Origin of the sequence: Paenibacillus lactis, assembly GCF_017873605.1 — a bacterium.
GTDB classification, from domain to species: domain Bacteria; phylum Bacillota; class Bacilli; order Paenibacillales; family Paenibacillaceae; genus Paenibacillus_AQ; species Paenibacillus_AQ lactis.
Genome location: NZ_JAGGKI010000001.1, coordinates 286803 through 302143, shown reverse-complemented (window position 1 = coordinate 302143; position 15341 = coordinate 286803). Strand labels below are relative to the sequence as shown.

10 protein-coding genes and 1 pseudogene are annotated in these 15341 nt (G+C 54.7%); 3 read left to right on the top strand and 8 right to left on the bottom strand.

Features of this window, described 5'->3' with window-relative positions:
- Positions 1-121: 121 nt before the first annotated feature.
- The 3 genes and pseudogenes from J2Z18_RS01165 to J2Z18_RS01155 all read left to right on the top strand — a co-directional run bounded on the left by J2Z18_RS01165 (position 122) and on the right by J2Z18_RS01155 (position 3898).
- A pseudogene (locus J2Z18_RS01165) lies at positions 122-1121 on the top strand (DUF2332 domain-containing protein).
- 210 nt (positions 1122-1331) lie between these two features.
- Positions 1332-2720, top strand: a complete 1389-nt coding sequence (fumC, locus tag J2Z18_RS01160) for a class II fumarate hydratase (protein ID WP_210094040.1) — start codon at positions 1332-1334, stop codon at positions 2718-2720.
- Between the two features lie 140 nt (positions 2721-2860).
- On the top strand, positions 2861-3898 hold the full coding sequence (locus J2Z18_RS01155; protein ID WP_210094039.1) for a hypothetical protein: 1038 nt from the start codon (positions 2861-2863) through the stop codon (positions 3896-3898).
- Positions 3899-4015: 117 nt separating this feature from the next.
- Here the strand turns inward: J2Z18_RS01155 and J2Z18_RS01150 are convergent, their stop codons facing one another.
- From J2Z18_RS01150 to J2Z18_RS01115, 8 genes are all read right to left on the bottom strand, one after another.
- The gene (locus tag J2Z18_RS01150; protein WP_007128882.1) at positions 4016-4720 is read right to left on the bottom strand and encodes a DUF1266 domain-containing protein; all 705 of its coding nucleotides are present in this window, start codon (positions 4718-4720) and stop codon (positions 4016-4018) included.
- Positions 4721-4738: 18 nt separating this feature from the next.
- Positions 4739-6124, bottom strand: coding sequence for a J domain-containing protein (locus tag J2Z18_RS01145; RefSeq protein WP_210094038.1), 1386 nt, complete (start codon positions 6122-6124; stop codon positions 4739-4741).
- Positions 6121-7824 carry a molecular chaperone HscC gene (locus J2Z18_RS01140; protein ID WP_210094037.1) on the bottom strand — a complete coding sequence of 568 codons (1704 nt, stop codon included), beginning with the start codon at positions 7822-7824 and terminating at the stop codon, positions 6121-6123. Before J2Z18_RS01140 ends, J2Z18_RS01145 begins: the two co-directional genes overlap by 4 nt.
- A 286-nt stretch (positions 7825-8110) precedes the next feature.
- Complete coding sequence (locus J2Z18_RS01135) at positions 8111-9703, bottom strand: PTS sugar transporter (RefSeq protein WP_210094036.1); 1593 nt, start codon at positions 9701-9703, stop codon at positions 8111-8113.
- A 217-nt stretch (positions 9704-9920) separates the two neighbouring features.
- Positions 9921-11270, bottom strand: a complete 1350-nt coding sequence (locus J2Z18_RS01130) for a hemolysin family protein (RefSeq protein ID WP_210094035.1) — start codon at positions 11268-11270, stop codon at positions 9921-9923.
- 676 nt (positions 11271-11946) lie between these two features.
- The gene (locus J2Z18_RS01125) at positions 11947-13803 is read right to left on the bottom strand and encodes an LTA synthase family protein (RefSeq protein ID WP_007128876.1); all 1857 of its coding nucleotides are present in this window, start codon (positions 13801-13803) and stop codon (positions 11947-11949) included.
- A gap of 322 nt (positions 13804-14125) precedes the next feature.
- On the bottom strand, positions 14126-14815 hold the full coding sequence (locus tag J2Z18_RS01120; RefSeq protein WP_007128875.1) for a CidB/LrgB family autolysis modulator: 690 nt from the start codon (positions 14813-14815) through the stop codon (positions 14126-14128).
- On the bottom strand, positions 14812-15183 hold the full coding sequence (locus J2Z18_RS01115) for a CidA/LrgA family protein (protein ID WP_007128874.1): 372 nt from the start codon (positions 15181-15183) through the stop codon (positions 14812-14814). The genes J2Z18_RS01120 and J2Z18_RS01115 overlap by 4 nt, the downstream gene beginning before the upstream one ends.
- Positions 15184-15341 lie beyond the last annotated feature (158 nt).

Here is a 15341-nt window from a genome sequence, read left to right as displayed (position 1 = left end):
TCCTGAACCATTCCATTGTTTCTCTTATCGGACCGATAAAAGATCGCAATCCAAAGCGCGGCTGGAAAGATGTAACATGGTCTTAGACCGGTCTATAACTTTTTAGTTAGGAGAGTGACATATGGATCAGGAGCGGCTGGTGAGGGTGTTTCAGCATTTTGCCGATAAGGAATTTCCGGGATCCAGCGATTTGTACGCGCATTTGGCGCGGCAGATCGCCGGCGATGCGGAGGTTTTGGCGATAGCTGCCCAATCTGCTGTTCGGCGCGGTTCAGTACTTGCTGCTGAAGGGCAAGGGGGCGGCGCTTAGCGCCTACTATCCGGGGCTCGCGGAGGAGCCGAAGGAAATGGAGGCAAGCTATCCGCATTTTCGGACATTTGTGCTGGAGCATAGGGAGGAGATTATAGGGATCCTCCGAAGCAAGCGGGTGCAGACGAACGAGGTCCGGCGCTGCGCGTATCTTTTTCCGGTGTTCTGCTCCGTGTACGCCAAGGTGCAAAAGCCGCTCGCCCTTGTAGAGCTGGGGTGCAGCGCCGGACTGCAGCTGCTGTGGGATCAGTACAGCTATGCTTACGGCGGCCAGGAGGCATACGGCAAGAAGGAGTCCGCCGTTCGCATCGATTCCGAGATCAGGGGCGGGAAGGCCCCGTTTCTGCTCTCTTCTAGTCCCCCGGTCGTCTACCGGATGGGGATCGATCTTCACGTGAACGATGTGCACAGCGCGGAGGATGTATTATGGCTGCGGGCGCTCATCTGGCCGGGCAACCCCCGCCGGGTATCGATGCTCGAGCAGGCCGCAGCTCTTCTTAAGAGCCGGTCTGATATTCGGTTTATAGAAGGGGACGGGACGGAGCTGCTGCCCGATCTTGTGAGGGACATTCCCGGAGAGGCCGTCGTATGCGTCTTTCATACGCATGTAGCCAACCAGATTCCCGAGGATAACAAACATCGGCTGCTCCATCATCTGAGCACGATCGGTAAACAACGCGACATCGTCCATGTGTACAACAACATGTGGGATGGCGATCTCCATGCCGACTTTATTGTCGGCGGCATATCGAGCGAACAGACCATCCTTAGAGCCGACGGTCATGGGCGCTGGTTTGAATGGCTGGCATGAATCGCTAGTCCGCCTTTTTTCCACGTCGTTTGCAATCCTCCTTCGTGCTTCATCTCTCTTCGCCCCGCCGTCTGCAATCCTCACCCGTGCTCTCATTACGCTTCTCCATGCCGCGGCATTTTTCTCCAGCGCCAGACTGTGCCATAATAGGGGAGATGGAATATAAAGCGTTTAATGCTGAAATCAAGGATGCCAAAGGAGGAAGACAAGATGGAGTACCGTATTGAGAAGGATACGTTAGGTGAGGTGAAGGTGCCTGCCGATAAGCTCTGGGCCGCCCAAACGCAGCGCAGCTCCGAGAATTTCCGGATCGGCACGGAAACGATGCCGAAGGAGATTATCCGGGCGTTCGCCGTGTTGAAGAAGAGCGCCGCGATTGTTAACGGCAAGCTCGGCAAGCTGAATGAAGATAAGGTCTGGGCCATTACCGTCGCGGCCGATGAAATCATTGAAGGCAAGCATGATGAGCATTTTCCCCTTGTCGTTTGGCAGACAGGCAGCGGCACGCAGTCCAATATGAACGTGAACGAGGTTATCGCGAACCGGGGGAACCAGCTGCTTCAGGAAAAAGGCAGCGACCAGCGCATTCACCCCAACGATGACGTGAATAAATCCCAAAGCTCCAACGACACCTTCCCGACGGCGATGCATATGGCGGCCGTTATCGCCTTGGAGGACAGCGTGCTGCCGTCGCTTCAACGGCTCAAGAAGACGCTGAAAGAGAAGAGCGAGGAGTACAAGGATCTCATTAAAATCGGCCGCACGCATCTTCAGGATGCCACGCCGCTTACGCTGGGGCAGGAAATCAGCGGCTGGCACCGTATGCTTGAGAAATGCGAGCTTATGGTCGCTTCTTCGATCGAGCCGCTGCGGGAGCTGGCGATCGGCGGAACGGCCGTCGGTACGGGCATCAACGCCCATCCGAAATTCGGCGAGATGACCGCGGCGGAAATCAGCCTGCAGATCGGCAAAAGCTACACCTCTGCCAGCAATAAATTCCACTCGCTGACAAGCCATGACGAAGTGGTCTTTGCGCACGGAGCGCTCAAGGCGCTGGCTGCCGATCTGATGAAGATCGCCAATGACGTGCGCTGGCTGGCGAGCGGGCCCCGCTCCGGCATCGGGGAGCTGACCATACCGGCCAACGAGCCGGGAAGCTCGATTATGCCGGGCAAAGTAAATCCGACCCAGAGCGAGGCGCTTACGATGGTGGTATGCCAGGTGATGGGGAACGATGCAACGATCGGGTTCGCGGCAAGCCAGGGCAATTTCGAGCTGAACGTATTCAAGCCGGTGATCATCTATAACTTCCTGCAATCGGCACGCCTGCTGTCGAATGCGATGGATTCGTTTGACCGGAACTGCGCGGTCGGCATCGAAGCGAATCTCGAAGTCATTCGCGGCAATATGGAGCGGTCGCTGATGCTGGTGACGGCGCTCAATCCGCATATCGGATACGAGAATGCGGCCGCGATCGCTAAACGCGCGCATCAAGAGGGCACGACCCTTCGGGAAGCTGCGCTGGCGAGCGGTCTGCTGACGGCAGAGGAATTTGACCGGATCGTGCGGCCGGAAGAGATGATTCATCCGAAGGAATAAGCAGGATGCTGTGAAGGCCAATCAACCCATGCACCCGCGAGGTGGATGGGTTTTTGTTTCTCTAACGGGGGAGCGGCTGTTATAATAAAGCTTCGACGGATGGATGGGGCGGAATTTTTTTAAAAAAGGAGGGATGACCAGTGAAGAAACATCAGCTGACCGCGGTGGTGCTTTCCGTGATCTTTACAGGCCTCGGCCTATTCTACATCGGGACCCCGATGCTGATCATTACCGGGGCGCTGCTTATGGCGCTGCAGGGAGCTGTGCTTTATTTTCTGCTGCTGACGCTCGGCTTTCTCGGCTTTTTGGCGCTGCCGGCCGCACTTGCGCTGCATATTGCGGGCATCGTGATTACGATTATTTATTTTAACTACCGGTCGCCGAAAAAAACGTGGCTGGAGCAGAAACGGCAGCGGCAGCTGTCTTCACCAGGTGCCATCGCCGCGCGCACGGTGATCGGCCTCCTCTTGCTTGCCGGATCCGTGTATGTCGGTTACACGGAGGGAACCGCCCCGTTTACCAAGTCGGCTGCGGAGAAGCAGGTTGTTCGGGAAGCCGCCGAACATTATTTGGAGCAAAAATACGGCGAGCCGTTCAAGGTCACCAAGATGGACTATACATGGGCTGTCGGATCATACAATCTTACGGCGATTCCCGAAGGAGCTCCTGAGCTGGAATTCACGCTGGACAGCACCGACGGCAGCCCGCCGGTCCCATCCGGTGAAACCTACCTCAATCGTGTATGGGGGGCGCAGCTTCGTGACAAGGCGGAGCCGGTCATCGACCGGCTGTATCCGGACGGCGCTTTCGTTCAGGCCTGGGTGAGCTGCAATATGAAGCAGGTGGTGCGGGAGTACGACAAGCTGGATTCCTGCAGCGGCGAGCCGGTTAGCCAGAATGTAGACATCGTTGTGTTTGCCGATGTTGCGGAGGGCAGCCTGGACCAAGAGAAGGAGCGCATTCTGGAGCTGGTCAAGCAGCTGCCCGGAGTTACGGTTCCGGGCAAGACCGATCTTCAGATCGAGTATTATCCGGCAAAACTGAACACGCCCGCCAATGCAGCGAAGCTGGAGAAGGGGAGTGGCGCCTTGCAAGATGCGACGCCGACGTATCAGTTCAGGGAGTTCGACATTTCGCGGATCACGGGCACTTCGGACATCGAGCTCCGTAAATTGTAGAATTGAAAAAGCCAGGCAGAGCCTTTATTCGGTCTGTCCTGGCTTTTGTTTATTTCGTGATAGGGGAGTTTCCCGCCTTTGTTCGCGCAAGCGCAAGCGTCAGTTACCCAGGTTCAGTCAGACTGAGGCCGACATGCTGGCCGAAGCGTGCTTGTCCGGTAGCAGGCTTAGATCCCAAGGCACCTTATTGTAGGCAAGCTTGCTGCCCCCGAGGATGTTGCTGGCTCTGCTTATAACATGGTGGGAGTACTTCATTGCGATATCCTCTTTGATAAAATGCGTGCCGGCCGCAAAGGCGGTAAGATATTCGTCCCAGCTGCGGTAATGCTGCTGTAGGAGGGCCGCTGCCTTTTGTTTGATCTCCCAGGCCTCCTCTTCGCTCAGGAAGCGATAGATCCGTCCGATCCGGCTAAGAAGGATGGCCCAGCCCCCGCCTAATGCGGCGATATCGGCCGAAGGCAGCATCCCCATCCATTTGCCGACAACGATCATTTTTTTGTAATCGGGATCGTCTTTGGCGTCCTCGAGATAACGCTCGCGTGCCTTGAGGGTTAGGGCGGACAAACGGTTATGAATGTCCAGGTATTCCTGGCAGTGGCCGTCGTTTAGCAAAAAATCGATACGCTCCTTGAGGGAGGCCGCGTCCGTGATCTTCCAGTCGGCCAGCGCTTTTTTCATCACGCCTTTTCGCAGCCAGCGCTCCGAGGGATGAAATTCATAAGGAATATAATAATAGCCCAGCATGCTATCGATACAAACGCTGGACAAGCAGCGGAGGTAGAGCTCGATTCTTTTCTTGTGCTTGCGGCTGAATCCTTCCATGATGCGAATGCCTCCTTTCTAGGTTGCAAGCACCCAATGCACTTTGATGGCCTTCCAGGTGTTCCACAGGATGACGGCAATCAATAGCCACGTATATACCGGGTGCAGGTCGAAGAATATTTGCAGAGCCAGATAAACCAGAATGTAGAGCCAGCTTAAGCGGAGCACCATGAGCGTATCGAATAACAGATTGCTTCTCCATGACCGCCACCGGTCAGCGGCTGTGATGTGTCTCCGGCCGTATTTATGCTTGTTGGACGCCATGCACAGGTAGATATACGAGTGAATATGGGGATTCTCGAGCTGATTGGACTGTTTCAAGATATCCCGTGCCTGATCTATCTCCTCAAGTCCTATATAACATCGTCCTTTCAGGCAGAGCGCATCGGTATTTTCCGGCTCTTGGCCCAGCACCTTCTCAAGGTCGCTCAATGCGGACGAGTAATCCGCCTGCTCGAACCGGATCTGGGCACGGTGCCAATATCCATCAAGCTCCTCCGGCGCCAGCCGGATGGCTTGACCGAAGCATTCGTCCGCGGCGGTCAGGTTGCCGGTCCGCGCATGGCATTTACCGAGCATAAGCTGAAGGTCGGGATCATGAGGATATATCTCGTTGGCGCGGGTCAAATCGTCGAGGGCTTCTTCCAGCTCGCCTTCCTTCAACATGTACTGTCCCTGTTCCCTCAGATCGAGATACTGCTCGATATCGATATCCTTAGCAGGATGCTCCTTAAAGCACTCGTACCGCAGCTCGGAGGTACCGTTAATTTGGCTCATGATATATTCGATGAGCGAATCGGGGTATTCCCCCAGCAGGTCTTCCTTGTTCTCCGTGAAGTGGAGCATGTCGTCAAGCCGCTGCCATACCGGGCGGGGGAGATGGCGATGATCCTCCAGAAAGTCCATCAGTTCGTACTGCAGTTCCCCGCTCCGCTCGACATCCCATACGATGTCCCGGTTAAGCGCGTCCTCCCAGGCCTCGGGATCGATGCGCGCCTGGAAATTCTCATAAATTTCGTCGATCTCATCGATGAACTGCTCAATCGGGTCTTGCGGAATCGGCTCGCGGGCGTGGTGAAGCGGTTCTCTGTAATAATCGGAAGCAGCCGGAGATTGTCCGGATGCGGGGTAATCGTCTTTTTCTTCACCCGTCCAAAGCTCGCCGCCAGAGAACGCCGTCTGGCCGCGATCGTAAGCGGATGGCTCATCGAAATCCAGGCGCTCATCCTTCTCCGGCTCAACGTAAGGCGCCATCGTAAGCGCGGAATCATAAGCCTCGCGAAGGCGCTGATAGCCCTCAGGGTCATCCTCCGGGTGGTGGAGTCTCAGCTTTTTCGCATAGGCTCTTTTGATGGCTGATGTATCTCCGGTTGCTTCGATCCCCAAAATGTCCCATACACTCATGTCAAATCCATCCACCTTTCGAGCTGATCCAGCTGCTCCTTGAGCGCTTCGGCAGCCTGTTTAACCACTTGCTCATTTTGCGTCTGCAGCTGCATCTCGAACTGCTGAATCAGCCGGGCAATCATCTCTCGGCGGTCGCCCAGCGATTCCTCGTACAGCCGCTCGCCTCTTGCGATCAGCAGCCTGTTCTCGGTACGATCCCGGGGATGGATCTTGATATCCTTCAGCTCGGCAAGCCGGGCCTCGATCTGCTCCTTGGTCATGGAGCCGACGTTGCTTTCGATGACCGCTCTTTTTTTCTCGCCGGTTGCCACGCTGATGACCTCGACCTCCAAAATGCCGTTGATATCATACGTATAGCGCACGTCAATGCTCTGCTCCCCCGCCGGGGCCGGCGGAATTTTGATCCGGAGCTCACCGAGCTTAATGTTGTTCTCCACGCGCCGGCTCTCCCCTTGATACACATCGACGGTCATTTGCCGCTGATTATCGGAAATCGTGTAGAGGCGCTCGACCCGGCTGACCGGTATCGGCGTGTTCCGTTCGATAATCGGGAGGAAATGCCCTGTTGAATATTGGCCGCCTCCCATCTCCCGCACAACGCTGGTACCGAGGGTATACGGGCACACATCCGTTAAAATCATCTCTTCGAGCGCTTGGTTGCGCTGCTTCAGCGCCGTTTGGATCGCCGCACCGATCGCAACCGTCTCATCGGGATGGATGTTGCTGTAAGGCATCCGGCCGAACATCCTGCCAATGACGCTGCGAATCAGCGGCATGCGCGTAGCTCCGCCGATGAGAATAATGGCGTCCAATTCGGAAGGTGTAAGGGAAGCGTCCCGCAGCGCACGCTCGATCGGCTGGCGCAGACGGAGCAGAAGCGGCTGGGCAAGCTTTTCAAATTCCGTCCGGCTTATGCGCAGCTCCAAGCTGCCGGTCTCGGCAGGGACGGTCATCTTGGCTTCGTTATCCTGGCCGAGGGCCAGCTTGCACATTTCGGCCTGCTTATAGATCAGCGATCTCGTTTTGGCACTGAGATCTTCGGCATTCAAGTCATGCGTATGTAAAAAGTGCGTAAAGAGGAGCTCCGTAAAATCCTCGCCCCCCAGAAAGTTATCGCCGGCAATGGATTTCACATCCATGATGCCTTCGAACAATTCCAGTATGGATACATCGAATGTGCCGCCGCCCAGGTCGAATACGAGAAATTTCGTTTCGGGGCTCTCCTGGTGCAATCCATAGGCAACCGCCGCAGCCGTCGGCTCGCTGATGAGCCGCTCCACCTTGAGACCGGCCAATTCCGCGGCCGTCTTCGTTGCCTTGCGCTGGGTATCGTTGAAGTAGGCGGGAACGCTGATGACGGCTTCCGTCACCGTCTCGCCCAAATAAGCTTCGGCATCGGCCTTCAGCGCTTTGATGATAAAGGATGAGAGCTCTTCCGGCGTGAAGGTGTGAGGGCCGAGCGCGTAGGTTTTTTCTGTCCCCATAAACCGCTTGAACGTCGCTGCCGTCGATTGCGGATGCGTGATAAGCCGCTCCTGCGCAACCCGGCCGACCAAAATCTCCCCGTTGTCGTCAACGCTTATAACCGAAGGCGTAAGGTGCTCCCCGAGCACATTCGGGATGATTGCCGCACGGTCCTCGGCCCAATAAGCCGCAAGGCTGTTTGTCGTCCCAAGATCAATACCGATCATCGTCATTGTGTCAATTATCCCCTCTTTCTAATCCGAGCGTCTGCACGGAACCGGTTAAGGAACTGTTGCAGGCGCTTAGAGTTGCCCCATGGCTAGATAAAGCCGTTTAAATGTTGAAGGCCGTATCTCCTATTTTACCAGTGTTGGTAGAGTGATTCCAAGATGCGACACGAGTCTGCACAGAAAAAGCTCTCTCTGTCGAATAAAGAACGGCCTCGAGGATGCCCCAGGCCGTTTTATGGAGTGTTACCGTAATTCTAAGCCCGAATCGCCGTAACGCCTCGTTTGCCTATTACATGCCGATTGTGCTCTTGGCGCTCCGGTAGACGTACATTTTGTTAACGAAGAAGGTGATCAAGAAAGAGCAGAGCAGGCTCGCCAGCATTGAGATCAGGAAGCCGAACGTGTTGTTGGATGTGATCGGACCGACAAAGGAAGGCACGTAGGCCGTTCCCCGAACGCCGAACAGTCCGACCAGCATGCCGCCGAGACCGGCTGAAGCAATCGCGCCTGCAAAAACCAGCTTGTTCGAGAACATGAAGGGATACGCGGCTTCAACGAATGTGCCGAAGCCCATATTCATGGCGAATCCCGGTGCAGCAACCGCCGCTTCTCCCTTGTCGCGGGGGGCGATCATGTTGGCCAGCGTGATTCCTGCCGATACCATCACCAGGCCCACCATGTCGACGGCACCCAGGAAGCTGTTGCTCGTCGTCTCCATTTCCAGCAGAACAATAGGGAGGATGGCGGCATGGTATACGCCGCCGATGATGGCAGGCCAGATGAGCAGGCCGGCAATCAGCCCCGCCATGACCGGGCTCCAGGAGACGAGCGTTTCGATCAGCGTGCGGATGCCTTCACCCGCGCTGAGCGCAATCGGCGCAATAAGGAAGTAGACGATCAGCCCGGCAATAAGACCGGAAATGCCTCCGGCGACGATATTGACCGTTGTGGCGGGGAAGCGCCATTCCACGCATTTACGGAACAGGTAATGGACGATGATCCCGGCGCCGATCCCCCCGAGGATGCCCCCGATGATGCCTCCCTCTACGGACAGGATGCCGGCCACGATACCGGCCACGATTGATACCTCGTCCAGCTCGGACACCTGCTTGGCTGCGATAGCGGCAAGGATGACCGGCAGCGCTTTGATCATCAGGTCGAATACCTCGGATAATGCCGACAAGCCGGGGATTTTACTCACAGCCAGCACCAATGCCATCCCGATAAAGCCGGGGAGCGATGCCATCATCATGCCGCGAATATTAATTCTGCGCCAGGGCGATGCGCTGCTTCCCGAACCGGAAGAGGAAGATGCCTGGGCTGTGCCGATCACCGGGCGATACGGAATCCGCCAATGCTTGCTGAGCGAAGTGACGAACGTAACGGCACGGGTCCGGTTCGTCGTTCCCGTCGTGCCGGAAGCGGCAATCACATGCACGCCTTTCGCCTGAATCATCGCCATCGAGGTGCCGCCGGTTCCGGTCACCGGCAGCTTGTATTTGGCGCAGGCCTCCACCGCATGGCGGTTGCTGCCCTCCGGGTCAGCGCTCATGACGATGACTCCGTCTATCTCTCCGAGCTCAATCTGCTCGGCAATTTCCCGATCCAGCCGCTCTGCGGCTTGATTGACCTGCTGCAGAGTGCCCTCAGCGATTATGACAGGTGCTCCCTGCGAAGAGCTCCAGCTGTAGAGCGCCGCAGGTGTGGTCTCCTTGGCAGCATCCATGGAAACCCCCGCAGCAATGAACTGCAGCGCCCCGCACGACAGCCCCGCGCTCTCCATCTGCACCAGGATTTCGTCCAGCAGTTTGCGGGGCTCCTTGCCGCCCAAATTATACAGATTGCCGCCGCTGCTCCCGATGATGGCAATTTGACGATTCATAATATGCCGCCTCCCGTAAGTGAGAAATGTTATTTTCTATATTACAGCGTTGGAGTAACTTATTAAAGCAGTAAAATGGACAATCGTCATCCTATGTGATGCATATCAGCGATACCCGTTAGGCTCTCTTGTTGCGTGCACAGATAAAAACCGCCGTACCGGCCCACTGGGGCCTGTACGGCGGTTGTATCTATCATCTATGCCTAAGGACTCACGATTAGGAATCACGTTCTCCGGCTAAAGCCGCCGATGCTTCCTGCATCGATTCCTCGGCAACCTCTTTGACGATTTGAAGCTTCGTATAGCGATGCGTCTTCTTCTCCAACACGGTGAAGGTCAAGTTCTCGTATGTCCAGATGTCGCCCTTGGACAGCTCCGAGTTGTGTCCGTACAGCCAGCCGCCGATCGTGTCCAGATCGTCCGTGGACAGGTCGGTGTGCAGCAGATCATTGATCCGGTTGATCGGCACCTTGCCGTCCGCGATAATGCGGTTCGGCTCGGGCTGGATGAGCTCGCGTTCTTCATCCTCGTCGAATTCGTCGCGGATTTCACCGACGATCTCTTCCAGAATGTCCTCGATGGTGATCATCCCGGACGTGCCGCCGTATTCATCGATCAGGATAGCCATATGCGTGCCTTCCAGCTGCATCTTCCGCAGCAGCTTCTTGATCGGAATCGCTTCGGATACCGTCATCGCCGGATGAATCAGCTTGGTCAGGTCCATGTTCGAATTGTCGTCGAACTCCAGGAAGAACTGCTTGGTGTTAATCGTACCGACAATCTGGTCCTTATCTCCCCGGACGACCGGGAAACGGGTATACTGCTCACGCTTGATGATCTGCAGGTTCGCAGCCAGCGGCTTATCGACATAGAGGCAGATCATATCGGTGCGGGGCACCATGATTTCCTTGGCGAGCATATCGTCGAAGGCGAAGATCCGGCTAACGTAGCCGTATTCGGCCTGGTTGATCTTGCCGCTCTCATAGCTGTCGCTTAGAATCATGCGCAGCTCTTCCTCGGAGTGAGCCTCTTCATGCTCGCTTGCAGGGTGCATGCCGAACAGGCGGACGATTTTATTCGCCGAGCCGTTCAGAAGCCAGATGAACGGATACATGATGCGGTTAAACCAGATAATCGGTGTCGCGCACAAGAACGTAACGGCTTCGGCTTTATTGATCGCGATGGTCTTCGGCGCAAGCTCGCCGATCACGACGTGAATATATGTCATGATGATGAACGCGAGCAGGAACGAGATCAACGAAGATATGGCGGCCGGAATCGCGAAATTATCGAATACCGGATGCAGAATCTTCTCGATGGTCGGTTCCCCGAGCCAACCGAGGCCGAGCGCGGTGATCGTAATCCCGAGCTGACACGCCGACAGGTAGCCGTCGAGGTTGGACGTCACCTTTTTAACCGCGAGCGCGCCTTTACGCCCTTCCATGACCAATTGGTCGACCCGGCTGGGACGAAGCCTGATGATGGCAAATTCCGTCATAACGAAGAAAGCTGTAGCGGCGATTAATAATACAACAAGAAATATATTTAGGCCAATATTGTCATCCAAACAAAACACATCCTTTTTCTTTCTGATCTGAATTAGTTTTTAAATAACCAGTGTCAACTATACATGGCTGTCAACATAATTCGACCGGAACTTCAAAGGTTCGAGCATCATGTGCTTGAGGATCAGGAACATATCGGTTTCAGTGGAGCATGTAACGTCATTCAAGGAAAGCAGAGACTCATGGCGAGGCAGCTCCAGCATTAGCCGGACGGGATCCGGGCTTTTGGGCACGGGGGCCGGGGCTGGATATGCTCCTTCGGGCGCCTCCATCCCTTGCTGGGCAATAACGGAATCTGACAGATCCTCGCCGAGCGCGGGCGTAACGTAAGAGAGCAGCATGAAGCCAAGAGCGGAACATATAATTCTGTTTATCCTTCGTATGGGGTCCAAGTCGGATCGTCACTCCTAGAATTCGTAATCGATTTGCTCTAACAAATATATGGCTGAAATGCGTTCATATGATTCAATGAATCTCGTTGTTGTACCTAATTTCACCACGATCATCATATTTAAAACAAGGTATATTGTTATACATCATAAGAAAAAGTGTGCCACTATGTCAAATGTCAGTTGGTTAAGCCGATGAAAGTCCGCTTCAGGATTGCCTTGGCGGCATCTGTCGAAGAAAAAAGGACCTCACCCAAACAGACGGGTGAGGTCCTTGCATGCCTTGTTATTATTTATGGAGCGGGAGCTGTCTGACATAACTGTCGGACAGATGGAGGAGCTGCAGGGCGCGTTCGAACTCTTCCCGCGAAGCTTGGGTGGACGCCTTATCTTGATGAGGCAGCGGATGCTTGGTGCCATCCTCGAAGCCGATCCCCGGGATGTACATGGTCGTATTGTTGATGAACGTCCCGGACGGCAGATAGTACCGCTCCGGCAGCAGATTGCTGTCCGCATGGTTCAGCAGGTCCTGACCGAAGTGAAGCTGGTCATCGAGCGGAGCGCCAAGCAGGTTCGCAATGGTCGGCAGCAGATCGATCTGCCCGCCGACTTGCTCCTTCACGGCCGGCTCCAGACCATTGCCGTGAATCATGAGCGGGATGTTGATCATATCGGCTGATGTGTACTCCCGGCCGTAAATCTCCTGCATCAGCTCTTTATCCTTGTTGTCCAAGGAATAAATCGGCAGACCGAGATGGTCGCCGTAGACGACAATCAGGCTGTCGTCCCATATGCCGTCCTTCTTCAGCTGCTCGATGAATTTGCCGAGGGCGTCATCCGCATAGTTTTGCGCACGGATATAGTCGCCGACGAAGGTGCCTTCATACCGCTCCGGCAGCGTCATCCGGTATTTCTCTTCCGGAATGGTAAACGGATGGTGGGCCGACATCGATATGATCTGCGTATAGAACGGCTTGCCCGTCTCGTGCATCTTCTCCAGCTCGGCCGCCGTTTTGGTATACAGCGCGTCATCCGATGCGCCGAAGAACAGCTTATCATCCTCCCCGAAGAAGGCTTTATCGTAATAACGGTTGAACCCAAGCGCCTTGTACAGCTCGCCGCGGTTCCAGAATTCCACCACATTCGTATGGAAGGTTGCCGTATCGTAGCCTTGGCTTTGCATCAGTCTCGGCAGGCTCGGAAGAACCCGGTCCGCATAATGCTGCGTCGCCGCCCCCCGCGGAGGAATGTAGAAGGACGTGTTGACAACAAACTCGGCATCCGAGGTGTTGCCCTGTCCAACGTTCTGGAAGAAGTTCGGGAAGTACAGGCTCTCACGGGCGAGCTTATTCATGTTCGGCGTAATTTCCTTGCCGTCAATCTTCAAATCGATCAGGAAATTCTGAAAGGATTCCATTTGAATGATGATCAGGTTCTTGCCCTTGGCTGCGCCGGATAACACAGGCTTCTCGGCGGGCTGAAGGCCCTTTAGTTCGTTGATTCGAGCCTGTGTAATCGCCTTGGCATCCTCGAGCTTTTTATTCTCCTGCTGGAAAATGGTGTACGCTTCATAATTCAGGATGCCCATTTCCTGTGCCTTCACGATTTCGTTCATGCTTGCCCGGTTCGGCATAATCTGGAAGAGGCAGAGCATCAGGGAGAGCACGAACATAATCGGCGCAAACTTCCGCTTCTCCTTCTTGGTGTGCCGGTTCTTCCAGTTCTTGACGCGGTCGCTGCGCCAAAGGAGCACGAACAATACGATAATGTCGGTGAAGATCAGCAGGTAGTACGGATCCATGAGCGAAAATACGCTGTTGCTCACCGCAGTGACTTGGTTCACCTGCTCTAGTGCATGATAAGTGACGATAACGCCGTAATATTTATAATACATGATGGCCGCGAAGAAAATGGCGGTCAACAACAGGTTGACGCCCATGTAGACAGCCAGCTTGCGCTTGGAGGCAAACCACTCAATCAAGCTGAACACGAGCCAGATAAAGGGGATCTCCGTAATCAGCGGCCTCCACGGAAGCACATCGTCAAATATGACGACCCAGGCCAAGTAGCTCTTAAGCAGCATAATGACGGAGAAAAATATAAATGGCTTCGTAATGGTTAAACGAAACCGTGAGATGGAAAACACCTGTATCGCCTTCCTTTCATGTCGCACATGCAGATTTTACGATGTTGATGATGCTCTCTGATCAGTCCGGTGCAAAGCGCGTTCTTCGTACCGCCTATACGATACCTTAGCGGCTAAGAGCAGAGTTAAACGCGGCTTGCCGACAGCTGCGTTTACAACTAATTAACCCATAAATTTTACAAAAGTTATGAACAGAATTTATTATGACCTCTTCGAAGGAGGTTGTCAAAGAGTTAAAGTAAGTCCATATTCTTCGCATAACAACCGAAATTAAACAATGAAAAAACCGGCCCGAGGCCGATTTTATCGAAGTAAAGCTCTTCTAGTGTAAAAATGCCATCATCATCGGCGCGGCACCGAGGGTAAACAGCGCCGCCATGATCATGGAGATGCTGGAAATGGTTCCGGACAGCGAGCTGAATTCGAACGCCTTTGAAGTCCCGGTCCCATGTGCCGCGGTCCCGAACAAAATTCCGCGTGCGATATCTCCCCGAATCCGGAAGATCCGCATAATCGAGGGCCCGACCATGGAGCCGAGAATGCCGGTCATGATGACGAATACGGCGGTCATGCTGGGCAAGCCGCCGATGACCTCGGACACATTCATGGCTATGGGTGTCGTGATCGAGCGCGGAATCAGGCTTGTGGCAAGCGGGCTGCTCAGATGCATCCATTTGGCCAGCATGCCGGAGGACACCATGGCAAGCACGGAACCGGCTGCGACGCCGCATATAATTTCAGCCGCATGGCGCTTAAGGGTTTGAAAGTTTTTGTACAGCGGGACGGCAAATGCGACGGTTGCCGGCTCCAGCAGTTTACTGATCCACTTCGCACCTTCATTATATGCATCATAGGATATGCCCGACTGGGTCAAGATCACAATAATAAGCAGCGGAGTAATAAGGAGCGGGGACAGATAGACCTTCGGCACACGGCGGTATAATCGCTTGGCTCCGGCATAGATGCCGATGGTCAGCAGCAAACCCGTCAGGACGGATAGCAAAGTTGTCATGATGATTTACGCTCCTTTCTTGAAGAAATTAAGGTTGCCGTCAATCCCGAGCCCGCCATGACGAGAACGGTGCTGAGCAGGACGACGGCCAGAATCCGGAATCCGTCGGCTTCAAGTACGGTGAAATAATTCATGACCCCGACTGCGGCGGGAATGAAGAAGAGCAGGAGCTCGGCAAGGAGCCAATTGGCGCCGAGTTCAATCCACTCCAGCTTCAGGACGCCCGTTTCGAGGAGAATGAAGACCACGGCGATGCCGAGGATGCTTCCGGGTATCGGAATATGGGCCAGTTTGGCAAGCTGACTCATCAGAATCGACAGCAGCATGAAACCGGCCACTTGCAGGCTTCCCTTGATGATGTTTTTCATGACCGGCCTCCGCCTCCTTGTTTTCATGTTTTAAGAGGTTGTTCAAAAAGTCGTTTTTTGATCACGAAGTGAGTCACGAAGTAGCTCGGCATCGAATCTTGAATTCAGCCGGGCTCCCGGGGCTCACGTACCCAAAACGTACGCTCCGCTCCTCAGTC